The sequence below is a fragment of the Laspinema sp. D2d genome (assembly GCF_025370755.1).
Classification (GTDB): Bacteria; Cyanobacteriota; Cyanobacteriia; order Cyanobacteriales; family Laspinemataceae; genus Laspinema.
On the sequence record NZ_JAMXFC010000017.1, the window covers coordinates 26,851 to 53,842 of the forward strand.

Annotated in this window: 20 protein-coding genes; 9 read left to right on the forward strand and 11 right to left on the reverse strand. The window is 44.7% G+C overall.

What is annotated here, in order from left to right; translation table 11 throughout:
* The first annotated feature begins 4 nt into the window (after nt 1-4).
* Nucleotides 5-1,852, forward strand: a complete 1,848-nt coding sequence (locus tag NG796_RS13175) for an ABC transporter ATP-binding protein (protein ID WP_261207284.1) — start codon at nt 5-7, stop codon at nt 1,850-1,852.
* Between the two features lie 25 nt (nt 1,853-1,877).
* On the opposite strand, the gene NG796_RS13180 is transcribed toward NG796_RS13175, so the two are convergent.
* The 5 genes from NG796_RS13180 to NG796_RS13200 all read right to left on the reverse strand — a co-directional run bounded on the left by NG796_RS13180 (nt 1,878) and on the right by NG796_RS13200 (nt 7,986).
* Entirely contained in the window at nt 1,878-2,879 is a 1,002-nt protein-coding gene (locus NG796_RS13180; RefSeq protein WP_261207285.1) for a serine/threonine protein kinase, read from the reverse strand.
* 58 nt (nt 2,880-2,937) lie between these two features.
* Nucleotides 2,938-4,326 (reverse strand): serine/threonine protein kinase, encoded by a 1,389-nt coding sequence (locus NG796_RS13185; protein ID WP_261207286.1) that lies wholly within the window; start codon nt 4,324-4,326, stop codon nt 2,938-2,940.
* Between the two features lie 149 nt (nt 4,327-4,475).
* Complete coding sequence (locus NG796_RS13190; protein ID WP_261207287.1) at nt 4,476-5,336, reverse strand: M48 family metallopeptidase; 861 nt, start codon at nt 5,334-5,336, stop codon at nt 4,476-4,478.
* Between the two features lie 166 nt (nt 5,337-5,502).
* Nucleotides 5,503-6,276 carry a hypothetical protein gene (locus NG796_RS13195; protein ID WP_261207288.1) on the reverse strand — a complete coding sequence of 258 codons (774 nt, stop codon included), beginning with the start codon at nt 6,274-6,276 and terminating at the stop codon, nt 5,503-5,505.
* Between the two features lie 117 nt (nt 6,277-6,393).
* A complete protein-coding gene (locus NG796_RS13200) occupies nt 6,394-7,986 on the reverse strand; it encodes a hypothetical protein (protein WP_261207289.1) in 1,593 nt (530 codons plus the stop codon).
* Between the two features lie 219 nt (nt 7,987-8,205).
* On the opposite strand from NG796_RS13200, the gene NG796_RS13205 reads away from it, so the two are divergent.
* From NG796_RS13205 to NG796_RS13215, 3 genes are all read left to right on the forward strand, one after another.
* A complete protein-coding gene (locus tag NG796_RS13205; RefSeq protein WP_261207290.1) occupies nt 8,206-8,496 on the forward strand; it encodes a hypothetical protein in 291 nt (96 codons plus the stop codon).
* A gap of 235 nt (nt 8,497-8,731) precedes the next feature.
* A complete protein-coding gene (locus NG796_RS13210) occupies nt 8,732-9,310 on the forward strand; it encodes a hypothetical protein (RefSeq protein WP_261207291.1) in 579 nt (192 codons plus the stop codon).
* Nucleotides 9,311-9,411: 101 nt separating this feature from the next.
* Nucleotides 9,412-10,122, forward strand: coding sequence for a general stress protein (locus NG796_RS13215; RefSeq protein ID WP_261207292.1), 711 nt, complete (start codon nt 9,412-9,414; stop codon nt 10,120-10,122).
* 253 nt (nt 10,123-10,375) lie between these two features.
* Here NG796_RS13215 and NG796_RS13220 read toward each other — a convergent pair whose 3' ends face one another.
* Nucleotides 10,376-11,842 (reverse strand): RecQ family ATP-dependent DNA helicase, encoded by a 1,467-nt coding sequence (locus tag NG796_RS13220; RefSeq protein WP_261207293.1) that lies wholly within the window; start codon nt 11,840-11,842, stop codon nt 10,376-10,378.
* Between the two features lie 57 nt (nt 11,843-11,899).
* On the opposite strand from NG796_RS13220, the gene NG796_RS13225 reads away from it, so the two are divergent.
* A complete protein-coding gene (locus NG796_RS13225) occupies nt 11,900-12,640 on the forward strand; it encodes a glycerophosphodiester phosphodiesterase (RefSeq protein ID WP_261207294.1) in 741 nt (246 codons plus the stop codon).
* A gap of 77 nt (nt 12,641-12,717) precedes the next feature.
* Nucleotides 12,718-16,368, forward strand: coding sequence for a hydantoinase B/oxoprolinase family protein (locus NG796_RS13230; protein WP_261207295.1), 3,651 nt, complete (start codon nt 12,718-12,720; stop codon nt 16,366-16,368).
* A gap of 103 nt (nt 16,369-16,471) precedes the next feature.
* On the opposite strand, the gene NG796_RS13235 is transcribed toward NG796_RS13230, so the two are convergent.
* The gene (locus tag NG796_RS13235; RefSeq protein ID WP_261207296.1) at nt 16,472-18,793 is read right to left on the reverse strand and encodes a fused MFS/spermidine synthase; all 2,322 of its coding nucleotides are present in this window, start codon (nt 18,791-18,793) and stop codon (nt 16,472-16,474) included.
* Nucleotides 18,794-18,986: 193 nt separating this feature from the next.
* Here NG796_RS13235 and NG796_RS13240 point away from each other — a divergent pair, with 193 nt between their 5' ends.
* Nucleotides 18,987-19,832: a prohibitin family protein gene (locus tag NG796_RS13240; protein WP_261207297.1), complete on the forward strand. Its 846-nt coding sequence runs from the start codon at nt 18,987-18,989 to the stop codon at nt 19,830-19,832.
* A 58-nt stretch (nt 19,833-19,890) separates the two neighbouring features.
* Here NG796_RS13240 and NG796_RS13245 read toward each other — a convergent pair whose 3' ends face one another.
* From NG796_RS13245 to NG796_RS13255, 3 genes are all read right to left on the reverse strand, one after another.
* Nucleotides 19,891-20,820: a GUN4 domain-containing protein gene (locus tag NG796_RS13245; RefSeq protein WP_261207298.1), complete on the reverse strand. Its 930-nt coding sequence runs from the start codon at nt 20,818-20,820 to the stop codon at nt 19,891-19,893.
* 148 nt (nt 20,821-20,968) lie between these two features.
* Complete coding sequence (locus NG796_RS13250) at nt 20,969-21,376, reverse strand: MAPEG family protein (RefSeq protein WP_261207299.1); 408 nt, start codon at nt 21,374-21,376, stop codon at nt 20,969-20,971.
* Between the two features lie 134 nt (nt 21,377-21,510).
* A complete protein-coding gene (locus NG796_RS13255) occupies nt 21,511-21,891 on the reverse strand; it encodes a hypothetical protein (RefSeq protein WP_261207300.1) in 381 nt (126 codons plus the stop codon).
* A 147-nt stretch (nt 21,892-22,038) separates the two neighbouring features.
* Here NG796_RS13255 and NG796_RS13260 point away from each other — a divergent pair, with 147 nt between their 5' ends.
* The gene (locus NG796_RS13260) at nt 22,039-23,127 is read left to right on the forward strand and encodes an acyl-CoA dehydrogenase family protein (protein WP_261207301.1); all 1,089 of its coding nucleotides are present in this window, start codon (nt 22,039-22,041) and stop codon (nt 23,125-23,127) included.
* 59 nt (nt 23,128-23,186) lie between these two features.
* Nucleotides 23,187-23,627 carry an acyl-CoA thioesterase gene (locus NG796_RS13265; RefSeq protein ID WP_261207302.1) on the forward strand — a complete coding sequence of 147 codons (441 nt, stop codon included), beginning with the start codon at nt 23,187-23,189 and terminating at the stop codon, nt 23,625-23,627.
* A gap of 309 nt (nt 23,628-23,936) precedes the next feature.
* Here NG796_RS13265 and NG796_RS13270 read toward each other — a convergent pair whose 3' ends face one another.
* Nucleotides 23,937-26,990: an AAA family ATPase gene (locus NG796_RS13270; RefSeq protein WP_261207304.1), complete on the reverse strand. Its 3,054-nt coding sequence runs from the start codon at nt 26,988-26,990 to the stop codon at nt 23,937-23,939.
* Between the last annotated feature and the right edge of the window lie 2 nt (nt 26,991-26,992).

Here is a 26,992-nt window from a genome sequence, read left to right on the forward strand (position 1 = left end):
GGCATTGAGATCAACGATGAGAAGGCGCGATCGCCAGAATGTGTTCAGTCAAATCAGGCAAAGTTTCCGCTTTAGTTTATCTGCTTTTAAGTATAGCAAAAGAGCGGTACAATTAGTGTGGAAAACTAGCCCAACTTTAACCGCAATTGTAGCCATTCTCACCGGAGTTGCGGGGTTGTTACCAGCAGGAATTGCTTATCTGGGTAAGTTAATTATCGATAGCGTAGTCACCGCCGCAAATTCCGGAACGGGACCCCAAACCGCACTCCTGTATGTGGGATTCGAGGCGATCGCTGTGATGATGTTGACCCTTTGTCAGCGCGGGTTGAGTGTTTGTCAATCCCTGTTGCGCGTCCTCCTGGGACAGACGGTTAACGAACTGATTTTAGAAAAAGCACTCACCCTTTCTTTGTCCCATTTTGAAGATTCGGAAGTGTATGACAAAATGACTCGGGCCCGACGAGAGGCATCGAGTCGTCCCCTGAGTTTTGTAAATCGCACTTTTGGTTTAGTGCAGGAAACTCTAGGATTGGTGGCGTATAGTGGATTGTTGTTGCAGTTTTCGGGATGGGTTGTCGGAGTCTTGGCGATCGCCGCGATACCGCCGTTTTTAGCGGAAACCAAGTTTGCCGGTGCCGCTTTTCGGGTTTTTAAACGGCGATCGCCCGAAACCCGGGAACAAATTTATCTTGAAACCCTGATTGCGCGGGAAGATTACGCCAAAGAGGTGCAACTCTATCAACTCGGACCCATTTTTTTGAATCGGTATCGAAATATCTTCCATCGCTTGTATCAGGAAGATCGAAATTTGACCCTGCGGCGAGGATTTTGGGGATATGTGCTAGGTTTACTCAGTAGCTTGGCATTTTATGGAACCTACGCCTGGATTGCGATCGCTGCCATCTCCGGAAGCATCACCCTCGGCGATATGACCATGTATTTAATGGTCTTTCGCCAGGGACAATCCAGCTTTTCCGCGACATTGAGTGCGATCGGGGGAATGTATGAAGATAATCTCTATTTGTCGAACTTGTATGAATTTTTAGAACAAGAAATACCCCAGGCAGAAGGTAGCGCTAACCGAGGACCCATTCCCCAAGATGGCGTCCGATTCCAGAATGTTTCCTTTACCTATCCCGACGCTACCCAACCCGCCTTAAGCGACATCACTTTTCAGTTAAAACCCGGAGAAAAACTCGCTTTAGTCGGCCAAAATGGGTCCGGAAAAACCACCCTAATCAAACTCCTGACCCGTCTCTACGAACCCTCATCCGGTCAAATTCTGCTCGATGGATTAGACTTGCGCGAATGGGATATCAACCACTTACGACAACGCATCGGCGTCATTTTTCAAGATTTTGTGCGCTATCAGTTCCTCGTCGGCGAGAATATTGGCGTCGGCGATGTGGATAGCTTAGAAGACGAAACCCGCTGGAAAACTGCCGCCGAAAAAGGCATGGCAGAACCCTTCATCGCCAGCTTACCCCAGGGATTTTATACCCAACTCGGACGCTGGTTTAAATCCGGAACCGAACTCTCCGGAGGACAATGGCAAAAAATTGGCCTCTCCCGGGCTTTTATGCGAATCAAAGCCGATATTTTAGTCCTAGATGAACCCACTTCCGCAATGGATGCCGAAGCCGAATTTGAAATCTTTGAACGGTTTCGCCGCTTGGCAACAGACCGCATGGTTTTATTGATTTCTCATCGGTTTTCCACCGTTCGCATGGCGGATACCATTATCGTATTAGAAGCAGGTAAACTGATAGAAAGAGGCACTCATGAAGAGTTAATGCAAGCAGAAGGACGCTATGCCAAGTTGTTTACTCTCCAAGCGGCTGGATATCAATAAAATTGGGAGATTCATATGAGTTAAACTACCAATTCCTCTCAATATTTGGCGGAGTATTGCGATTTTTAGAAGGGTTTTGTAAGGAGTCAAGCAAATTGATAACTAGATAAATCGGAAGGACAAAGCCCACCAAAAATACTAAACATAAAAATATATAGTTTGGGGAGACTTTTTCGGTTAATTTAAGTTTGGGAGTGAGGATATTCTGAGACTCCTGGAGTGCTGTTAAGGCTTCCTGTGCCGTGGAAAATCGGCGTTCTGTTGCTGGATTAACCAGACGTTCCAGCCAACGGATAAATTCGGGATCTCTGCCATGAACTTTAGAGTGAAAATCAATCTGCATTTTCCGTTGTGGCAATTCAGCGGGAGATTTACCTGTAAGTAAATGGATTAGAGTTGCACCTAATGCATATAAATCGGAGGCGGGAATCGCTTTTCCCCATAGTTGTTCGGGTGGGGTATAGCCACTACTTCCGACTACGGTAAAAGTTGCTCCTTCTGCTTTAGCTTTATCTTGTACCGCGCCAAAATCAACGAGATAGATAGTTTGATCGTCTCCTAATATCACGTTACTGGGTTTTATATCTCGGTGTAAAATGGGGGGAGATAATTCATGCAAGTAAATTAGAATGTTGAGTAGTTGTTTAGCATATTGTTTGACTTCTTTTGTGGAAAAACCCTTGTTTTTGTCCAAAATAGCCTTAAGGGATAATCCACAGATTAATTCCTGAACCAAGATTAGACTCGGAAATTCGAGGTCTAAGCTGGATTCTCTATAAAACGAATCTAAATATTTAGGTATTTTGGGGTGATTGATATTTTTTAAAACTAATGCTTCTCGTTCAAAGAGTTTCAATTGTTCCCAATTCATTTGAGGAGAAAAAATGAGAATTTTAATAATCACCTGACGATAAATTTCTTGTTCAGCCTTGAGGTCAGTTGCTCGCCAGGTTTGGCGATTGGAAAACTCCGAAAGTTTTTCTTCGAGTTGGTAGCGATCGTTTAAAAGCGTTTTAGAATTTATCATAATGATTGAAGGAATCCAGTTCAAGACGATAGCAACCCAGATGGGTTACTTTAAACTACTAGATATTTTCAAGCCAGCTATTAACCTGACGAGCGATTAATTGATAATGGGGGCGGCTTAAGTTTGTTTTGATGCCAAAATTTTGACGCGACTTAATGTTGAACAACAGATTGCGATTTTTGAAGTTCACCGAAAAATCGGTAGGACTTATTTTGTGTTCTTCCTGGATTATTTGATTATTTTTAGCAATGGTTAGGGTCAAAAACTGACTCATTTTATCCAATCTTATATGAAAAACCGAAAGACTCGGGAAATATATATCTTTACAAAGATATACCCATTCTCTTAACGTTAGTACCCAAAATACAATAAGAAGTAGAGAAATAGTAATTTTAATCACTTCCATAAAAAATCCAATTCCCGAGATCAGTGCTGTAACCAATGCGGGTAAGATAAAAAAGCTGACAAATAATATCAACCCAATAATCAACATGAGAATTATTTTCGCCGCAAAAATAATCAATTGAGATAGAGGATTTGGGGATAAGATAATCAGAAAGACTGTGGGAGATTTTTTGAGCGTAAAGGGATAGTAAGCTGATAAGGGGATGCTTTCCATCAGCGGGACGATTACCCGCCCAGTTTTGAGATTTTCTAAAGCTACTTTCGCCCTGGATACCCGTTGTTCAAGACTCGGTTCAATTAGGGCCTCAATCCAATTTAAAAAAATCTCCCGGATACTGACTTTATCCTTAAATTGGATGCGTAAATTATGTTGGGGTAGATCCGCTGGACAAATCCCCGTTAATAAGTGAACCAGAGTTGCACCTAATGCATATAAATCCGAGGCGGGAACCGCTTTTCCCCAAAATTGTTCTAAGGGTGCGTATCCCGTGGTTCCGACAATGGTAAAAGTTGCGCCTGCGGCTGCGGCGGTATCTTGAACGGCACCAAAATCCACCAGATAAACTTTGTCATCTTCTCCTAAAATGATATTGCTGGGTTTAATATCCCGATGAATTACGGGAGATTCCCCCTCATGCAAATAAATCAAAATTTCTAAAATTTGAGTGGCGATCGCCTTGACTTGAGATTCACTAAATCGCTGACCCGAATCTAATGCTTGTTGTAGGGATTTTCCCGGGATATATTCTTGGACTAATCCAAACCAACAGAGTCCCTCCCCCATCTGTTTATCCAGGGAAAAATAATCCCGATAACGGGGAATGCGGGGATGGGTTAGTTTTTGGAGAACCTGTGCTTCCCGTTCAAATAACTTAAAATCATCCCACTGTAAATGGGGACTAAATGCCAATAATTTGACGATCGCCAATTCCCCAGTTGAGGTGCTAATATCCTGGGCTAACCAGGTTTGACGACCGGCATTATTACCTAACTGTTGCTGAAGTTGGTAACGATCCTGTAAAATTTGCTCGGTTTGTAGCATTTTGATGATCCATCCCCGAGTGATGCTTTAAAGTCAGTCGCAACCGGCACACCGATCGCGCACTCTTCGATTGCAGACTGATTAAAGAAAAAATTTTCCCTCCCCACTAGGGTAATCTTCTTCCGAACAATCCGACCAAATCTTAATATTTATTTAGGATAAGGCGATCGCAACAATGCCACGGGAGTCAAGTTTGGATGTTTACTCTCTAATTGAGGCGGAATCCCATTGGGAAAGTCTTCTGCGATCGCCTCTTCTAAACGTTGAATTCGGTTATCGGGGTTGGGATGGGTACTCACAAATTCTGGGGAGGGGGAACCGGATTGAGCTGAACTGAGGATTTCCATCACTTCAATCATTGCCCTGGGGTCATAACCCGCTTGTGCCATGAACTGCACCCCCAGGCGATCGCTTTCCAATTCCGCCTCTCGTCCATATCTCAAAGCAATCATTTCATTAGCAACTCGGGCGATCGCAGCAGCTTGTCTCCCCCCTCCTTGTTCATCGGTAGTGGCAATTCCCACCGCTGTAACTAGGGTAGAACCGAGTTCTCGTTTGGCTAAATGTTCTGCACCATGTCGCGCCACCACATGACCAATTTCATGGCCTAAAATTCCCGCGAGTTGCCCTGGAGAATTCAAGCGTTGCAGTAACCCATTGGTAATAAAAACTTGCCCACCGGGGAGAGCAAAGGCATTCACAGTTTGTGAATCTTGAAGCACATAAAATTCAAAAGGATATTCCGATTGCGAAACCACAGATTGTTGAACAATTCGCTGACCCACCTGCTGGACAGCCTCCTGAACTGAGGCATCTGGGTATAAACCCCCAAATTGTTCCGCCAGTTGTCCTCGGGTTTGTAACCCGAGTTGCACCTCTTCTGTGGGAGATAATCGGATACGCTGCTGTTCTCCCGTAATCGGATTTTCCACTTGGGTTGTATAATAACTCAAGACCCCGACTAGCCCAACAATAAATCCAATCAATAGCCGAAATAGTTGTCGTGACACCGCTTTTTCCAAACTCGCTAATTTGGAAAATAACCGATCTATTTTACATTATCACTCTATCTGGAGGTGAGCTTTGGTTAGATTAGACCGCATCTTTAGATAGATTTAATTCACCAAAAAACCCCTGAGTTTACCTCTAGGGGTTGAGAGAAAGGTAGTAATGGAGTTAGGCGGTTTTAAAAAAGCGAATGATTTCTCGAACATGATCCAGGAATTGTCCATCGGTGGTTAATTGAGCGATCGCATTCTGTGCCTCTTTCTTCAGCGCATCATGTTCCGCTTGATTGATTGATCGCAAGCTTTCCACCGAGGCGGCTAATTGGCTTAAATCTTGGCGCAATGCTGCACTTTGCCGGTTTTTCTGACTCATCCAAGAATCCGGTTTATTTTCATCTAAACTATCGCAGAGGTTTTTAATTTGCTCTTCTAAAGTCAAGACGCGATCGCGCAACTCTAAAACATCTTCCCGGGGATATTTAAACTCGCGGCGAATCATGCTTAATCGGGTGGCAATATATTCATAAGCCCGAATCACCGGACGTAACCCAGTTAACAACAAAGCCGCCACGGAACTGATATATCCCACCGCACTAATTCCCGTAGCGGCTAACCCATATAAAACGAGGGCAGAAATGATATGTAGGGCGATGGCAATCCACAGCGATCGTTTGGCAATCCGCTGAACATATCTTAACTGTTTGGGTTCAATGGGAATATTTTTTTCTTCAGATTGTTCAGCATCCGCGACGACTTCTTTGGCTTGGAAATAGATATTCCAAGGCACTGTCACAATCACCACTAACCATAGAAAACTGGCCCCACCAATTACCCAGTCTAAAAAATTGCCCGCAGGCACATTTAACCAATTTAAAATTCCAAATGCCAATAGTAAGATGACCACCAACCCGAGGGAAAATCCACCGAAAAAGTTAACTCTCATAAAACTCTGGTTTTTTTGTATCAATTCCCTCTAGTATGGCTACCATTTTCTCCCAATTTTCTAGGAGACTGTGACAGTCTACAAATTGGCATAAGACCCGAAAAACCCAAACAGAAATTAGAACTGGCGTTCAACTTTGAGGGGTTCTTGATGAGTTAGGGTCGGGAGGCGATCGCTTAAATCCAACCAGGGTTGCAATTGACCCGCCTGAAAAGTTCGACTCATGACCACATAAATTGAGGTTTGGTCTCCCCCCATTCCGACGGATTGAACGTTTTGCCAAGACTCGGCTATTAATTCATCACTAATCTGCCATTTTTCATCTTTCCATTGCAAGCGTCGGATAAATTTAAACGGGGCTTTTTTCTTCCCAGTAATCAACATTTTCTGCAATAATTTCCGAATTAAATTAGGAAAAAAGCGCCCTACAGTTAGCATGACTACCCGCAAAATTAACAAATTTAAAGGGTTCATTTGTTTTTGTTTAGCCCAACCCAATTGACCTTGAATCAGGATTTCATTTGATTGAACTTGATAATCATAGCGGTCAATTAAATGTCCCACAGCATTTTTTATCAGCCTGCCTTGGGAAATTTGTAAAGAAAACTGAGTATCGGAAGCGACCAGTTTTCCATCTCTAAATAGCTTAAAAACTCCTCCTTTATTTAAAGCTAAATAAAGCTCTATATCGTTTCGTCGGTCTATCAATAACTCTGCCTCTTTCAACCAAATTTGTCCCACAGGTCGAGGGGGCATGGCAGGGCGATTTTCCACAAAGTCTCGCCATGCTAATAAATAACTCCAAGTATGATGTCCAATAATATGGTCATCGGCATAACAAGGAACTAAACCGGCTGCTATCCCCTTTAAAAATAAATCATTAATCCCTAACGCTTCCGGCATCCATTTTCCTACCCATTCAAACCCATGCGGGAAAAAATTATAAGTGTTTCGACTCGCATATTCTCCCCCATAAGACCCATCGGGATGGATAAATTGAGTTGCGAGTTCTACTGCTTTCATCAATGATTCTTTCAGACGTGGGTCAGGAGAAAGTTCATAAAGTCGGGCTAAACAAGATATCGTTAAGGTATGATAACCGGGGTCACACCCTTCATATTCCTGAAACCATCCTTCGGCACTTTGCCAGGATAAAACCCGTTCTAACCGTTCGGTTTTAGCCCCCTGCCAACGGTCTGTTTCTAATAAACGAGAAATGAGTTCTAAACATAAAGCGATTAAGGCTTGATGGTTGCTGAGTTGTCCACTTTCATGATGGTTTGATAACCAAGTAGCCCGATGTTCAAAAAACTTTAAAATTTCAAAATTATTGAGGTTGAGGAGGGTGTAACTTTCTAAACAAGCCAACAGGGAAAAAGCGGCTGCGCCACTAGCCCTTTCATAGGGAAAATAATCATCGCAAGACCCATCAGAATGAGCCGAATGCGCAGCATAAAGGATTCCTGCTTCTACCCAATCCCGGAGTGCGGTTTGCTGATAAAAGGGGTTATCCGGTAAGTTGGTGTGGTAGGCTAAAGCCAGGGGTAAAACAAATTCTTGGGCCATTCCACTGGGAAAATCAATAATTTTATAATGCCAGAAGTTGCGGTCAAAACAGCCATAAGTGGGACTGTGGGGGTTGCGATCGCACAGGGTCAGGATTTTAGGAATTTGAGCGATCGCCGTTTGGGCAAATAAATCTCTACTCATGGTTACCGGGGGTCAATCAATGCAGGAAAATCCCTCTCATTTTAAACCAGGTGGGGTGTAGTTTATCAGACTGGGTTTAAAGTTTTATTTCTCAAGATTTGATGGGTTGACGCCCTTCCCCAAGCCAGGGACACGAGTGAACCGAGTCTAACATTTCCTCGCCAGCCACGAATCCAAGCATTCTGCTATATTAAGAAAAACGCTGATAAATCTTACATCATGAATCGACCCAGCGAGCCATCTCCGGCACCTTTTAACTCTCATGAACTGCCACCGCCTACAGCCGATGGAGTTGACATTGTAAATCCAGAAATTCAGAGTTCCAACACCCCGGAAAATCTTCCCCCTTCTGGTACTTCGGCAACACAAGAAGCCTTTAAACGACTGTATATAATTTTACTGGTGATTGGTCTGAGTATTGGGGTTGTAGCGGCGATCGGCGTGGTTAATTTGTTGAATCGTTGGGGCCTAACTCAACCCCCACCCCCAGTAGAAGAAACCAACAGCTAAACTCAAAAAATCCCCATAAATTAGGAGACTTATATCTGTTCAAGCTGCATTAGTCAAAAAGACGATGCAGTTTTTATCTTTCTACCGATAGAGCAAAAAGTCATTCTAAAGAGTGAGGGATTCTCTTTGAGATTTTGGCTATCCTAGGAAGGATAGAAACCCGCTTTTACCCATTTTTTTACCGCAATTCCCCGAATAATCACGTTAATTTTAATGAATTGTAAAGAGAGGAAGCATGGTATTCAATCCACAGAAACGAGCGGTGGGATTATTCCCCAGTATGGAAAAGGCCGCAATCGCTCTGTGCGACCTAAAATCCGCAGGCTTTCCGATGAAAAATATTTCAGCGATCGCCCGAAACCGGAATCGGTTTCGGACGATTACCCCAAATCCAATGGAAACAACAACCCTTGATAATCCAGTGCAAGCAACCCAACTTGCTGGGGTTCTAACCGGGGGAAGTTTAGGGATGGTTCTAGGGTTGCTGGTTACCCTTAGCATCCTAGCACTTTCTGGGATTGGACCGATTCTCCTGGCTGGGGTCGAAGTGGCAACGGTCGGGACGGTTATGGTAGCAGGTGGGGCGATCGGTGCAGCGACTGGGGGTATTGTGGGTCGTTTGATGGCTTATGGAATGTCCAACGATCGCGCTCATCGCTATTGGGAACGAGTGATACAAGGGGATTATCTGCTGATTCTCACAGGCAGCGATCGCGAAATTGCCCTCGCCAGTCGCATTTTAAACGCTCGCGGTATCCAAGAGTGGGAAATCCACGAGCGATCGCCCCTGAGAAGCACTCTCCTCTCGGACTAATTGTCCTTTCAACGGGGTTAGTTGTGCGATCAAAATCCGTCGGAAATCCGGCCCTGCGATCGGCCAATTGACCCGTATTTAACACCAAATGGAGGTCAAACATGACTGTAGATGAACTGAGACGTGCCATAGGCGTCTTCGCCCATTATGAAGATGCCGAAGCCGCATTCAACCAACTCCGACAAGCAGGCTTTTCCCTCAATCACCTCTCAATTATTGCTCCGGACCTCCCCCGAACCCGGGATTTACGAGAAGCTAACATGAACTCTCACCTCACAATGGGAGATGCTGCTGCCAGCCCCCCACCCCTTCGCTACACCACTGACACCACCGGAACTCTGGCCGGGGAAGGGGCCGCCACGGGTGCTGTAGCCGGGGGAACCGTCGGGGGTTTTATCGGCTTGCTGCAAGCCTTAGTGGCCTTATCTATTCCCGGAATTGGCCCTGTACTCGCCGGAGGGACCGTAGCAACCATCCTATTGAATACCCTCGCCGGTGGTGCGATCGGGGCTGCTACAGGCGGTTTAGTGGGAGCATTAGCAGGTTTAGGTATCCCTGAAGAACGGGCCGTAATCTATAATGATCGCCTCTCCCAAGGCCACTATTTACTCATCGTTGAAGGCTCAGTTTATGAAATAGAACGGGCAGAAGAAATTCTAACAGGAAGAGGCATCCAAGAATGGGGAATTTATCGTCTTCCTGGCGAACCCCTTGTTAACCCCGCTGCCATGCCGGTAGTACCGCCAGTCCATCCACCTATCCACCCTTCTTTAACAGGTCCAAATTATTTCCCAAATCCTAGAATTCCCTAATCAAAATATCGTGACATAGCTTTAGCCATGTCACGATAAATTATGAAAAAAACCCGCGCCTTCAAGGGTAGAACTACAGGAACAAAGCCCGCCTATACGGGCTAAAATATAAAATAGACCTCTTGCAAAATTCTTTAAAGCCCCCCTTGTTAAGGGGGGTTGGGGGGATCAATCCTTTTTTTTGCAAGAGGTCTAATAATTGGTCACGAAAAGTTACAAAATTTGAACGCTTAATACCCGGGTTTAACTCTAACTAAATAAAAGGCAAAATTCGTTTATTTAAACAGTTATCACACTGACCACATTGCATCATTTTAGCTTCCTCTATAAAACCAAAGGCTTCTAATAAAAACTGCCACCGACAGCGCCGAGTTAACAGAAACTGTTTCATCGGTTGACTCGGATCAGGGACAGATAAACCAGGAGAAGAACCCGAATGAGTAATCCGGTAATGAAACGGGTCCCGCCATTGTAACTGACCCATACTATGCAACAAAGATAGAGCGATCGCCCCATCAGGATAATCTTTAATTACTTGATTAATATTCCCCTGATTCGGTAACTTTTTCATCAAATTTTGAGCGCGGCGATAGAGGGTTTGTTGTTGCGTTGCCACAAATTGCCGCTGATGCTCATCTTGAGGGTCTAACCATCCCGTACATTCACTGATTAAAGAAAGTGCCATCGCCGGTTGACCGTCTCGACCAGCGCGCCCCACTTCTTGAATATATTCTGATAATAAAGCCGGAGTTTGATAGTGTAGAACCCAACGCACATTGGGTTTATTCACCCCCATCCCAAAGGCACAAGTACAAACTACAAATTGCAGAGAATCGCCAATCCAACTGCTTTCAATCCTACGGCGTTCCTCTCCACTCAAACCGCCATGATAAGCGTTAGTTTTGCATCCTTGTTGCCGTAACCAAGCTGCCAATTCTTCCGCATCCCGACGAGTTCTAACATAGACTAAACCCGACTGTAAACCCTGAGACTGAATAAACCGTAACATTCGTTGCCGACGCCCTCGCGGAGTCCAAGCAATTTGAATTTGTAACGAAAGATTAGACCGATAAGGACTGAGTAAAAATTGACTAGGTTTCTGTAACTTTAAAACTGATTGAAGGGTTTTTTGTGCCGTCGGGTCAGCAGTTGCCGTAAATGCGGCGATCGCCAGTTTAGAACCTGGTGGTTTTGACTTCAAAAGGGCGGGACGAACCGCACCCAAACGACGATAAGCGGGGCGAAATGTATCTCCCCATTGAACTAAACAATGTGCCTCATCTAAAATCATCCCATTAATCGGTAATTTGGGGGCTAATAAACGCTCCCAAACGGGGGGACTCAGCAAGGTTTCCGGCGATAGATATAATAACCGTAATTGATTGTTTTCTAAGTCCTTTAAGGTAGCTTTTCGCTGTTTTGTCGGGACTTCGCTATGTAGAAGTGCAGCATTTAAGTGGCGATCGCGCAGTTCTTGCACCTGATTTTCCATCAATGCTACCAATGGCGACACCACCAGGGTTAATCCGGTTTGCAGTAACGCGGGGAGTTGAAAGCAAATCGACTTCCCCCCACCCGTGGGTAAGACAATCAGCGCATCTTTTCCCTGCAACAGAGTCTGCACAATTTCTCCCTGGGGACTTCTAAAATCATTGTATCCCCAAATTTCACGAAACTTATCCCGGACCTGATTCCACGATGCACTATTATGGGATTCCATGTGCAAAAAAGGGTATGTTACAAAGAGGACAGTCATTTATTTTACCGGATTCAGATCATGCAGTTAGAAATTATCGCCCATCGAGGATACTCAAGTATCGCCCCAGAAAATACCCTGGCGGCATTTTTGGCGGCGATCGAACATCAGGCGGATTCCATCGAGTTTGATGTGCAGCTAAGTGCCGATGGAGTGCCGATAATCATTCATGATTCCACCTTAACTCGGACCACAGGAATTCGGGGCAAAGTTAGAAAGAAAACCTTAGACCAAATCAAACATCGGGAGGCCGGGTCTTGGTTTGATTGGCGATTTAAGGGCGAACCCATTCCCACTTTAGAAGAAGCCTTGATGGCATTACAAAATATTAAAAAATTCCTGTATATAGAAGTTAAAACTCATTCTTATTGGACCGACCAAAAGATAGATGAATTTATTAAAATTCTTGTTAAATATCAGTTTAAGAATCGATGTGTGATTGCCTCCTTTAATGGCTCTTTCATCGACCGAGTTCGGAAACAAAGTGATGATTTTTCCTTAGCCTATTTAGTTGCCAATCGCGCTGCATTTCGCCGACAATTAACCAAGGCAGCCCAGGTGGGAAACACCGTCATGATGAGTAAGTATAAACTATTCATCAAACATCCCGATTTAATTAAGAGTAGTCGGGAACAAGGAGTTGATCTCGTCGCTTGGACTGTGGATAAGCCAAAAGACTTGGAAAGATTACTGGAGTTAGGAATTGTGCGAATTGCGACCAACTGTTTAATCCCAGAAATGTTGGAACTAAAAATGCAATAGGGTTTTTTAGACTCTTGTGAATTTTACTTGGGATGATTTAAAATAGACAAAACATTCCAAGTTTCAACACAATGAGCATGACTATAATTAATTCTGATAATCGCTGGGAATTTTGGATTGATCGCGGGGGTACTTTTACCGATGTAGTCGCCAAGCGTCCCGAGGGGCAATTGGTCATCCATAAAGTGCTCTCGGAAAATCCTGAACGATACAAAGATGCCCCGGTCCAAGGGATACGAGAATTGATGGGAATATCACAAAATGAACCTATACCCATTGACCAAATTGGGGCAATTAAAATGGGGACAACAGTTGCCACCAATGCCCTTTTAGAACGCAAAGGCGATCGCACCGTTTTGGTGATAACCAAAGGATTTAAAGATGCCCTCAGAATCGGCTATCAAAATCGCCCCGATATCTTCGCCCGGGAAATTTTATTACCGGAAATGCTCTATGAACAAACCATTGAAGTAGAAGAACGCTACAGTGCCCAAGGAGAAGAACTACAACCCGTTAATGAAGCTGCTTTAATCCAAGAATTACAAGCGGCGTATAAAAATGGAATTAGAAGTTGTGCAATCGTTTTGATGCATGGATATCGCTATCATCACCATGAACAAATAATTGCTAAATTAGCCCAAACGATTGGATTTACTCAAGTCTCCGTTTCCCATGAAGTCAGCCCCTTAATGAAGCTTGTCAGTCGGGGAGATACCACCGTTGTGGATGCCTATCTTTCCCCAATTTTGCATCGCTATGTTGATCGCGTTTCTGGAGAACTCTCCGCCAATTCTGATGCTTTAAATCAGCGATTGATGTTCATGCAATCCAATGGCGGGTTAACCGATGCAAGACAATTTCAAGGCAAAGATAGCATCTTATCTGGTCCTGCCGGTGGAATTGTTGGGGCGGTAGAAACCAGTAAAAAAGCCGGATTTGATAAAATTATCAGCTTCGATATGGGCGGAACTTCCACCGATGTGGCTCATTATAACGGCGAATACGAACGAGAATTTGAAACAGAAATTGCCGGAGTGCGCTTAAGAACTCCCATGATGTCCATTCATACCGTTGCTGCCGGTGGTGGGTCAATTCTATTTTTTGATGGGTCACGCTATCGCGTCGGTCCCGAGTCTGCCGGTGCAAATCCCGGTCCTGCTTCCTATCGCAAAGGAGGACCATTAACCGTCACCGATTGTAACGTCATGTTAGGAAAAATTCAACCGCAATTTTTCCCAAAAGTATTTGGAATTAATGGAGATTTACCCTTAGATTTTGAGATTGTTCGAGACAAGTTTAACCAAATAGCCCACCAGATTAAACAAGCAACGGGAGATGACAGACTCCCGGAACAAGTCGCTACCGGCTTCCTGGCGATCGCTGTGGAAAATATGGCAAATGCCATTAAAAAAATCTCCCTACAACGGGGATATGACGTCTCCGAATATACCCTCTGTTGCTTTGGTGGGGCCGGAGGTCAACACGCCTGCCAAATTGCCGATACCTTGGGCATGAAACGGGTATTTATTCATCCTTTTGCTGGCGTTTTATCTGCTTATGGCATGGGATTAGCTGACATTCGCACCATCCGTCAACGGGCTGTAGAAGCGCCACTATCCATTGAATTGCTAACTCAATTAAAAATTAAATTATCGCAATTAGAAGCAGAAGGAAAAGCGGAATTAAGCAAAAACAGTGAGGGAATAAGCGGATTGGTTTCCGTTTCTAAACTGCATCTTAAATACCAAGGCACTGACTCGACCTTAATTGTTGATTTTTCCGACAATCCAGCCACCCTCAAAGCAGCATTTGAAATGGAACATCGTCAACGGTATGGATTCATCAAAGAAGACAAATCCTTAATCGTAGAAACCGTTTCCGTTGAAGTAGTCCAGCAGATGAAATCCCCCGAGGAACCCACCTTCCCCCGGCGATCGGCTGCTATTCCCTCCCCCATTGCCACCGTCCCCATGTATGATGGCGGTTGCTGGCAGGAAACCCCTGTTTTTGAGCGCCAAGAATTGCAACCGGGAGACACCATCACTGGACCGGCATTAATCATAGAACAAACCGGCACAAATGCTATTTCCTCTGGTTGGCAAGTGCAAATCACGGACCGGAATTACTTAATCTTAAACCGGGTCGCCACTGCCGAACTAACTCGGATAGAAACCCAGGCGATCGCCACTACTAATCCGGACCCCGTTCTCTTAGAAATCTTCAATAATTTGTTCCGCGCCATCGCCGAACAAATGGGAATTACCCTACAAAATACCTCCTCTTCCGTCAACATCAAAGAACGCTTAGATTTCTCCTGCGCCATCTTTGATCGCGCCGGTCAACTTGTTGCCAATGCCCCTCATATTCCCGTGCATTTAGGCTCTATGAGCGAAAGCGTAGAAGCCTTAATGAACGACAGAGGAAAAACGGTTAAACTCGGGGATGTTTATGTGTCTAATAATCCCTATAATGGCGGGACTCACCTCCCCGATATTACCGTAATTACCCCCGTATTTGATAATGCCGGAGAGGAGATTTTATTTTACGTCGCCTCCCGAGGACATCATGCAGATATTGGCGGCATTACCCCCGGTTCCATGCCACCCCATAGCAAAACTGTGGTTGAAGAAGGAGTATTATTAGATAATGTCCCAATCGTCAAAGCTGGACAATTCCAAGAATCCCATTTATTAGAAATTCTCACCACCGCCGAATATCCAGCACGAAATACCGACCAAAATATTGCCGATTTACAAGCACAAATTGCCGCCAACGAGCGGGGAGTGCAAGAACTCCGCAAAATGGTCGAACATTATGGGTTAAAAACAGTAGAATCCTATATGGGATATGTTCAGAATAATGCTGAAGAATCGGTCAGACGGGCAATTGCTGTACTCAAAAATGGGGAATCTACATACTCAATGGATGAGGGCGGAGAAATCCATGTTAAAATTAGTATTGATAAAAATAGCCGCAGTGTTACCATTGATTTTACCGGCACATCGGAGCAACTCAACAGTAATTTTAATGCCCCAGCAGCCGTTTGTAAAGCGGCAGTTTTATATGGATTTCGTACCTTAGTGGATGATAACATTCCCCTGAATGCTGGATGTCTCAAACCCCTCAATATTATTATCCCTAAAGGCAGCTTACTCAACCCTAGTTATCCAGCAGCAGTAGTGGCGGGAAATGTCGAAACTTCTCAGGCGATCGTCGATGCCTTATACCTCGCCCTTGGAGTGATGGCGGCATCCCAAGGCACCATGAATAACTTCACCTTTGGCAGCGATCACTATCAATATTACGAAACCATTTGTGGCGGTTCTGGTGCCGGTCCCAACTTCCACGGAACCGACGCCATTCAAACCCACATGACCAATTCCCGCCTAACGGATCCTGAAGTGTTAGAATGGCGATTTCCCGTCCGTTTAGAAAGCTTTTCCATCCGCAAAAATAGCGGCGGAAAAGGACAATATACCGGCGGAAATGGAGTGATTCGCCGCCTACGATTTCTGGAATCGATGACAGCAGCAATTTTATCCAATCATCGCCGTATTCCTCCTTCAGGATTAAATCAAGGCGGCGATGGTGCGATCGGGCATAATTTAGTGGAACGCACCGATGGTACAATTGAAGAATTAGGCAGCACCAGTGCAGTTCAAATGAACCCCGGAGATATCTTTGCCATTTACACACCGGGAGGGGGTGGGTATGGTGCTAAATTCTAAACTATTCCTACAATAAAATGGGGAAATAAAAAACAGAGTTTTTGGCACAAAATGAGAGGATAACCTAAATATGTTTTATCCAAAAACTCTGTTTTTTTGTAATTCATCGTTGCACATCAAACAGGCGTAAGACTCCCACTAAATCGGAAAAATCATCAGTCCATAAGGGGGCTTTTTCGGTCTCTGAAATCGGTTGCCAACGGGAATCATCTCTTAAGTTGCCAAAATGCGCCGTTTTTCGGGCTAGTAAGACCCACTGAGAGGGAGTTTTTCCCAGGGCTTTTTCTTCGGGGGAAAGGTTTCGGTCTAACTGTTGCAGGGTAGCTAATTCTAACGTTTTTGCTAGGGTTCCTAAGACGGGTTCTAAATTAATGTAGCGATTAGAAATATTAATCGCTATAATACCCCGATCGCTCAGTTTTGTCAAGTATAGTTTTAAGGCTTCTTGGGTGACTAAATGCACTGGAATGGAGTCAGAGCTAAAGGCATCCATGACGAGTAAATCATAAGTGTTATCTGGAGATTTTGCTAGTTGCAAGCGGGCATCTCCTAAAATAACCGAAAAAGATGCTTTAGTTTGTTCTAAAAAGGTAAAATATCGCGTATCTCGGGCGAGTTTTTCAACGATGGGATCAATTTCATAAAACGTCCAAGTTTGGCCCGGTTGAGCATAAGCAGCTAGGGTTCCTATTCCTAGTCCTAAGACGGCTACATTTTGAAGGCGATCGCTGGAATTTAACTGTTCAAATGTTTGACCGATCGGACCTGTGGGATGAAAATAGGTTAAGGGTTCCTGCCTGCGTTGCGGGTCAAGGCTTTGTCTACCATGTAAGGTCGTTCCATGAACTAAACTATGATAGGGCCCCCGGCGATCATACACAATGCGATTGACCCCAAAAAAGTTACGTTCGGTTTCCAAAACTCCACTCATATTACCGATAGAAAATTGCCCTAAGAGTAAGATTAAGGTTAAGCCGAGGGCTAGGTGGAGGCGGGGTAGGGAAAAGGTAATAGAGAGGGCAATTAAGAGGGCGATCGCGAAGAAATTGCCTAACCAACCTTGGCTAATATTTCTGACGGTAAATCCGACTAACAAGGCCCCAAATAATAAACTAAAGCTAATAATTTGGGTAGTTTTTAAGTTAAATTGGATGCCAGATTTTTGAGTTTTACGGGTTTGTTGCTCTTGGCGGAGTTTACTAAACCATGTGTCTAAATCGCCTTGGGGAGCTTCCAGTAATGGAGGATTATTTTTCGGTTGAATTGGTTCTAGTGGGGTTTTTAACGTTAATAAAGCCAAAAGTAAAATGACCGGATATTCGAGTACCGAAGGAAATAAAATTGGAGCGGTGATCGCATTAAACCAGCCTCCTAAAACACCACCGAAGGAAATCCAAAGGTAAAATTCTGTGAGATGAGTAACAGAAGGGCGACGACGGGATAGTTCTCCATGAAAAACACAGGCGATCGCAAAAAAACCGACTAAATGTAAAGGAACCAGCAAGGCAACGGGGCGCATTACTTTCGCTAAAAATAAAATAATGAGCGTACTAGAAAATAAGGGAACTAAGGTCATTAATGTCTGATGAGGAAGCCGAGAATGTCGGGCAAAAGTTAAAATAAAAGAAAGTAAATAAAGGATAAGAGGAATTGCCCAAAGGAGGGGGATTGCTGCTAAATCCGTGGTGAGATAGGTAGTGACACCTAGGAGTAAGCTAGAGGGAATAAAAGAAAGTAAAATCCACTGAGCTTGTTGTTGCCAGGTGGGATTTGCAACTGTAGTTAAAGGCTTTTCAGAGATATAAAAACCGGGATTTGTTTGCTTTATTTGAGGAGAAACTTTCCATAAACAAATAGCACATCCCAGGGTAAATAAGATTAAAATGATATAGGCTACTGCCCAAAGCCAACTTTGTTCAGACAAAGAGAAATAGGGTTCAATTAAAAGGGGATAGCTGATTAATCCTAATAAACTACCTAAATTGCTGGCACTATAGAGAAAATAAGGTTCTTTGCTGCTAGGATGATCCGTTTCTGCAAACCATTTTTGAATCAGCGGGGCACTGGTAGAAACTACAAAAAAAGGCAAGCCCACCGAGGAGATTAATAGTCCTAATACCCAAGGAATTGGATTATTATTTTCTGGAGGAAATCCGGTTTTAGAAAGAGTGATAGGTAAACTCAATAGGGGTAAAAAAAGGATCAGACTATGGGCGATCGCTTGACGGCGAGTTCCCAAATAGCGGGTACTTAAATGGGCGTAACCATAGCCCAATAATAGCGCCCCTTGAAAAAAGAATTGACAGGTATTCCAAACTGCCGGAGACCCACCGAGGAGAGGTAAAATCATTTTCGCCACCATCAACTGCACCCCAAAGAGCAGGAAGGCGCTCATAAATAGGGTAATCGAAAACAGAATTAACAAGGGCGTGACTCCTTAACTACAAAAGCTATTCATCTAGTGTAAATAATTTTTAGAAATTTTGCGGATTGCCACTCCCCTGGAGTGGACCAGACTCGTTCACGCAAAAATCTCTCTTCCATAAGTTTCCCACTCCTAGGATACTCTGCTAGTCTATAATAAGTAACCCTATTATCGCATCACAGGAGATAAGAATTTGAAAAATCAGTACGCGCAAAATATCCAGGCGATCGTCGTTGGAATTGCCTTAGCATTAATTCTGTTGCTTGGATCAAGTTCTTTTGTGATTATTAATCCGGGTGAGGCAGGGGTTCTCAGTATTCTGGGTAAATCTCGCGATGGCGCTTTACTCGAAGGAATACATATCAAACCACCCTTGATTTCAAAAGTAGATGTGTATGATGTGACGGTGCAAAAGTTTGAAGTGCCTGCCAAAAGTGCCACCCGAGATTTACAGGATTTGACCGGACGGTTTGCAATCAACTTTCGCCTAGATCCGACTCAAGTAGTGACGATTCGTCGAACTCAAGGGTCATTGGAGAATATTGTAGCGAAAATTATTGCACCTCAAACTCAAGAATCATTTAAAATAGCAGGGGCTAAAAAAACTGCTGAAGAATCGATTACTCAACGCAGTGCCTTAAAGGAAGATTTTGATAATGCTTTGAGCAGCCGATTACAAAAATATGGGGTTATTGTCATTGATACCAGTGTGATTGATTTGAATTTTTCAACTGATTTTGCTAAGGCCGTTGAAGAGAAGCAAATTGCTGAACAACGGGCGCAACGAGCGGTTTATATTGCTCGGGAAGCGGAACAAGAAGCTCAAGCGGATATTAATCGCGCTCAAGGCCGATCAGAAGCACAAAGGCTCTTAGCAGAAACCTTAAAAGCCCAAGGGGGTGAGTTAGTATTGCAGAAAGAAGCGATTCAAGCTTGGCGGGAAGGAGGCGCTCAAATGCCCAAGGTTTTAGTGTTAGGAAAGGATGCACCCCGGGTTCCTTTTCTCTTTAATATCGGCAATACCGCAGAGGATTCTTAACTCTTGACCTCCTACCAACTGACCCCCTTTCTTATTTTCGGAGGGGGTAAGGTAGGAATTAGGTAATTTTTTGAAGTGCATCAAATAAGGCCATTAAGGCTTCTTGAGCCGTGGATTTGCCAACACCATAACAAGCTCGTTTCCGCCATGCGATCGCCGGGAGATGACCGGGTACAGCGTCTAAAGAAAAGTCGAGTTCGTCATAGTAAATCCAGTTTTCTTGGACTCGCCATCGGAGGCGATCGCAAAATTCGGTATAATCCCCTTGGACAATTTCCCAAATTTGCTGTTGAATTCTCAATCCGAACTGACCATGACTATAGTATTCCCACAACCAATTAAGGGTAGCTAAATCAGTTTTTGGAAACCGGGCTAAGTCTTCTATGCTTAACCACCCTTCCTCTTCTCGAACCGTTGCTTTGAGGGCGATCGCCCAAGTTTCTTCATCGGCTTTTCTCCATTTGCCTTTAGAGAGTAAATTCATTAACCGACTATAATCAATTCCCACCTCTGAACTAGGATAAAAGGGTTCCGCAGTCTCTTCCGGAGTGGGGTGAATGGGACTCCCTTTCATCCAGTCTGAAACTTGACCTAATACGGTTTCAATTTGCTGTAAATTCAACGCCTGCAAATAAGCGGAAATCTCTTCTAGCTGCGATTGGAGAGAAGCCCGTTCTTCTCGGGCTTCTTGTAACTGAATTGTAACTTGATTAAACCGCTCATTAAACTGATTCTCTAACTGGTAAAATCTCTCAGACTGACTCGCGTTTTCTGGCGGATGCTGATGATTGAATTCTGCTTGTATTTGGTGACGCATCCACATTTTTCTCCCCCAGTCTATCTGAATTTGTTGTTTAGCTAAAAATGCTTTTCTGAATTTGCTGGATGGACTGCCCGGAACTGGGGTCAAATCCCATCCACACCGAGAACAGCGTTGATGTTCTCCCTCTAAATAGTCCGTATCACAAATGGGACAGAGATTCGTCATATTTTCTCAAAATCTGCACTATAATTTAAAGAATAAAAATCATAAATCACAACATTAAACCAATTAGCAAGTCTAAATGAGGGTAAATGCAGAGAAAAATCTTCTGGAGTTTACCCTCACTGTATTTTTGAGGAATTAAAAACTCAAGTTAGCTCAAAATCCCGGATTGAGTCACCTTTAAAATGATTCCGACTAAGGAACCAATGAGCAAAATCATATTAGTTAGGGAACTAATAGCAAAGCCGATGACTCGTTTTTCAGCCGCTTGGTAATATCCCCAGGCGTAAATAATCCGTCCTAGGACCCAAACTCCACCGATCGCCCCCGCCCAAACTGGACTGACAAATTCCGAAAAAATCCATAACCCAGGCAAGAACGAAACCAGTTGTTCTAAAGTATTTTCATGGACCCGCACCACTCTTTCAAAATCTGAATTTCCTGACATGGCTGGGGGCATAATTTTGTATTTAGCTCTGGCACGACCGACATTAATCGTGACAACAAAGTAAACAATTAAGGCAGCAACGGTGGCTAAACTAGGCCAAGGCGATATCATAACGTAACCTCTATTTTACGGAGAAATAGACTAATTTTATCTCGCTTTAAATTATGGCATGATTGGGGGACAGGGGGAAAGTGCTGCCATCAAGAATTTTATTTTCAATGACAACCGTCCCCTTCCATGCCAAGTTAAGGACTAATCTGGACCTCGATTTCTGCGAGTCTCTCTTCAACTGCCGTGATGCGTTCTTTGAGTTCGATCGCCAAGATAGCCAGGTTATCAAATTGTTGGGCAAGGGAGGGATCATCCGGTTTTCTGGGTGTTGACACGGGCGGAGACTCTTCCGAGGGTTGGGGACGAGAAATTGGGGGAGATGCGGCGGGTTGTCTTGCTAGTCTAGCGACGTCGGATTGTAACTGATTGAGTTGCGATCGCAGGCTGAAAATTTCGGATTCTAAGCGAGCAATTCGAGTAGAATCGGCAACGGACCCTTGTGCAGGTGTTCCCGCGAATATCAGTAATAAAATCAAACCAAACAGGAGAATAATCCGATAAAATGGGGTCAGCATGATATGATTTTATAAATTTTTATCCCTTTGTATCTTATCATTTTGAATCAAAACTGACTAAATTTCAAAAAACTTGAATTTAGAACAGAAAATATCGTATAATTGAGGAAAATAATGGACTGAATCGGATTTTAAAAACCCAAGCGGATGAATTGCCAGAAAACCCTATTAGAAATGGCAGAGTCTTATTTACGAGACGCTGTAGCACCCAATGCGACTATCCTCGATCAGGATCCTGATGCCTTGAAAACTGCCCTCCAAGGATTAGGTAGTCATCATTTATTGGGATTAAAACTACCGGAACCTCGGGGAACGGTAGATCCGCGAACCGCTTGGGAAATTCAGGAGGCGATCGCCCGTTACTCCGGTGCATTAGGGTTTTTACAAACCCAACATCAAAGTGCTGGGAGTGCAATTAGTCGGAGTCCGAATCAGGCATTAAAAGCTGAATATCTCCCCCAGTTAGCTACAGGAAATCGCTTGTTAGGGATTGGGTTTTCTCATCTGCGACGGCAGGGCCCTCCTTTAGTGAAAGCCTTACCTATCAACGGGGGATTTCTACTCTCAGGGACTGTGCCTTGGGTAACTGGATTTAGACTATTTTCTGAGGTAGTTTTGGGTGCAGAATTACCCGATCGCAGGGCAGTTTATGGGATAATTCCCTTGGTAAATTGCCAAGAAGACGGGGGGAAAATTACCTGGAATGCACCGATGTTTTTGGCAGCAATGCAATCAACTCAAACTGTTAGCGGCGTTTTGGAACAGTGGTTTTTGCCCGAGGAACGGGTGTTGTTTATGCAACCGGCTGGATGGATTCATGAAAGCGATCGCAAAAATGTGTTAAATAATAGTGCGTTAATCTTAGGATGTGCCCGCGCCGGATTAGATATCATTGCGGCGATCGCCCAGAAAAAACCCCTCCCTTTTATTTCTGCTGCCTATCATACTCTTAATCGGGAACTGATGACCTGTCGTCAAAACATTCAGCACTTAATGTTTAATCAATCCAGGGAGGAACTGGATATTTGGTATTCCCAGGCGTTACCTTTGCGCGTTCAAGCGATTGATTTAGCCTATCGCGTGGCGCAAGGTGCGATTACGGTTTGTAGTGGCGCATCCAATTTGGCAGAATCCCAAGCGGGACGGGTGTATCGAGAGGCCCTGGTTTTTGGGGTGTCTGGGCAAACTTCAGCAGTGATGGAGGCAACTTTGGCACAATTGATGCGATCGCCGTGAATTAGAGAGCAAATTTGTTTAAAATTAAGATAAATTCAGGCTGTTAAACGGGCTTAATCATGGAAAAATTTATTACAGATATTCGGGTGCGTCATTATGAAATGGATGCGTTGGGTCATGTCAATAATGCCAGTTACCAACATTATTTAGAAGATGTGGGAATTCAACATTCAGAATACCTGGGTTTTTCCATCAACCGCTATCGAGAATTGGGGGGGTATTTTATCATGCGGCGAGTCACTATTGATTATTTACGCCCAGCCGTTGCTGGGGATATTTTAGCGATTACGACTTGGTTAGAACAGTTACGGGGAACTCGGGTCACGCGTCATTATGAAATTCGCAAAAAAGGCGAATCGGATTTAGTTGTAACCGCAGAAGTCCTGTGGGTTTGGGTGGATGCGGTGACGATGCGACCCAAAGCCATTCCCCAAGAATTTGTCATGGCTTATCAGCACTATCAACAAGCTGGAATTGAAGCCAATGGGGAGAAAATGTGAGTCATTTTTCCTGGGGAGAATATAAATTTTAGGACGATTAATTTATTAGGAAAGGATGCTTTTGATAAAGTTTAGTATAATCCTAAAAATGAGGTTTAGGAGGAACTATAATTTGGAAAAATTTAGGGTTTTCCTTTTTTTATGGATTTATTGAATCAAAAAGTGTCCGTCAGTCCTTATTAGTTCTGCTTTTTAATACAAACGTGTAAAAATAACGACTGACGTCGGAACACCAAACAAGTAAGGATGAGTTTTTCTGGATTTGTAGTAACGAATTTAGGGATTTCCGAGTTTATCCCTTAATTTGAACTACAAAACCTCCACCTCTAGGCGAGACCCTTGGGGAGACTTTAAGACTTTCACTTGAGTGGGCAATCGTTCTCCTAATGATTTGACATGAGTAATCACGCCAATAGTGCGATTTTGTTGGCGGAGGGATTCTAGGATTTGGGTGACACTTTCTAGGGTTTCTGAGTCTAAAGTTCCGAATCCTTCATCGAGGAATAAACTACCTAATTCTGCCCCCATTGAGAGTTTTTCCGACAGGGCGATCGCCATTGAAAGGGAAGTCGCAAAAGTTTCTCCCCCCGAAAGGGTTCGGACTCGCCGTAGTTCGCCCCCATTCCAGTTATCTTCAACCCAATATTCTCCCTCTTGCATTTGCAAGGCATAGCGAGATTCAGTGAGTTCCTTTAATAGCAAAGTAGCCCGGGCGACTAATTCGGATTCTAAATGTTCTAAGATATAGGATTGAAATTCATTAGTTTTGAGATTTTGCGCTAAAACATGATAAATATCATAGTTTTTACTCACAGTTTCTTGTTCATCTAAGAGTTTTTCCGATTGGGCTTGTCTCTGTTCCGCCGATTGAATCCAGGTGGATAATTCTACTCGTTTATCTTGGGCGGTTTTTAACTGTTGTTCAGCAGTTTGTTTGGCTTGTTGCCGCTGTTGTAACTGGCGGGCATCGGTCGTGCGATCGCCGATTTCGAGTTGTAAGTCCGCGATGCGAGTCGATAACTCAATGCTACTTTCTCGGTGGTGGGTGATTGCCTGTTGCCATTTCGCCTGTTCCTCCGGGGAGGCAAGGGCGGTTAGAAAGGTCGATTCAGTTAAATTAGCGGCTTGTAATTGCGTCTGCCACCGAGTATGATACTGCTGTTGTTTCCCTTGGGCAACTTCAGCGGCAACCTGGGTTTGATGGGCGGTTTCTCGGGCTTGGATGACCCGATTTTCCGCAGTTTGATGGGCAGTGTCGGCAGTAGAAATCCGGCTGCTGAGGGTTTGTTTTTGTTGGGCTAGAGTTTGGGCGAGGGCTTGATAGGATAATCCCTCCGTCATTGCGGATAGTTTTTCTCTCACTTCTTGGAAGTTTTGCTGCCGTCGGGTCAGTTCCTCGGTGGCAGCTTGGGCGTCAGTGAGGGCGGTTTGATAGGTGCGATCGCAAAACTCTCGGGCTTGTTGCGCAGTTTCCAGGCGTGTGAGGGCTTGTTGATAGGCGGCTGCTGCTTCTTTATAAGCCCGATCGCGCTTTTGCAGGGCTTCTCGTTCCTGCTGGAGGGCGATCGCATCCAGTTCCTCCCCCTCACTCTGTTGTAAGACTTCGACAATCTGCTGTTTTAACCCCTGTTGCTGCTGAGTGAGGGCGGCGAATTGTTGCTGGATTTCTCGCTGTTTCTGGGTGAGATTTTCTAGGGCAGCTTCCGCTTTGGTGGCATTCAGTTGGGCAGTTTGTAAAGCTTGTGTCGCTGTTGCTGCCTGGGTTTGTAAGGCAGTGAGATCCACCCAGGCGATCGCAGGTAACGGGGGTAATTCCGCCTCAGAATCCGGATGGATGCCGCCACAAACCGGGCAGGTTTCTCCCGCCTCCAGAGACAAGCGTAAGGCTGCCGCATGGTTGGATTTCGTAGCTTCTGCGTTTGCCCTTTCCCCGGCAGCAATCTCTTGGGTGAGTTGAGCGATCGCCGTTTGTGCCGCTTGTAAAGCAGTCCGGGTAGATTGATAAGTGCGATCCCCATTTGCCCAGTCCCGACTCACTTGATCCCGGGCTTGGGCTTGCTGTTTCCGTTGCTTTTCCGCCAGAGTCCATTCCAGCAATAACGGGGCAACTATTGTGAGACGTTCTAGGCGTTCCCCTCCGGGCTGGAGTCGTTCCCTGGCATCCGTTGTGAGGGAAAGCTGGACGGTTGCCGCTTTGACTTGGGCTTCCACTTGGGTAAGTTCCTGCTTTGCCGCTTGTTGCTGCTGCTGTTTTTGTTGACATTGGGTAGCAGCGATCGCCACTTCCTGTTCCAACTGCTGCCGCTGTTCCTCGTAGGCTTTCGCTTGGGCTAAAGCTTCCTCCCTTGCGGCAATTTTCGGGGCGAGGGCGGCAGCTTCTGCCCTCACTTCTGCCAGTTTTTGCCCTTCTGCCTGTAATTGGGTTTCCGCTTGAGTTAAATTCAGGGCGGCTTTTTGAGCCTGATTTGCCGCTAATTTATCTTGAGTGCGAGCCTCCTGAACTAATGCCCAATCCCCTTGCAGGCGATCGGCGACTTGCGATCGCGCCAATCGTTCACTCAGGGCGGTGATTTCCGGCTGTCGCTGGGTGAGTTCGGCAAATTGCCGCTGAAACTTAGTGAGGCGTTCCAACTGCTCAAATAGCCGTTCTTCGGCCTCTAACAAAGTTTGGGCATTTAACACCCCTTGATTCAGGACTGGAATCTCAGTTTCTAAGGCGGCTAATTGCGATCGCTGCCCTTGAATGGCGATCGCATCCGGCACTTCCAAATCAGCAATTTGTCGCTCAATTGCCGCCAATTCCTGCTTTAATAATCGGGCTAAATCATTAGTCTCCTTCCGCATCCGCTCAAAAATTTCAAACCCCGCCAATTGCCGCAAAATTTCCCGACGCTTCCCCGTATTTCCTTTTAAAAACTCATCAAATTGTCCTTGCGGTAATAAAATTACCCGAGTAAAGGTATCAAAATCCATGCCTAGAATTTCAGTAACCGCTTTTTTGCTTTCCCGTTCCTTGGTTTCCAGCGTTTCCCAACTGCCATCACCCTGGGATTTTTCTAGTAAGACTTGCGTCACTGGGGTACTGGGACGATATCGCCAAGTTCGGGTAATTCGGTATTCTCCTAAACTCACAGAAAACCGCAATTGCACTTTTAAAGTATTTGCCCCTTGACTGACTAATTCACCCGCTTGAGAGGTGCGAGATGTTGTCCCATAAAGGGCATAAGTCATGGCATCCAGCAACGAAGATTTTCCCGCCCCAGTTGCCCCGGTAATTGCAAACAAATCCAGTTCGGAGAAATCTAGGGTTTGTTCTCGGCGAAAACTGGTAAATCCTTCCAGAGACAGTTCAAGAGGTCGCATAA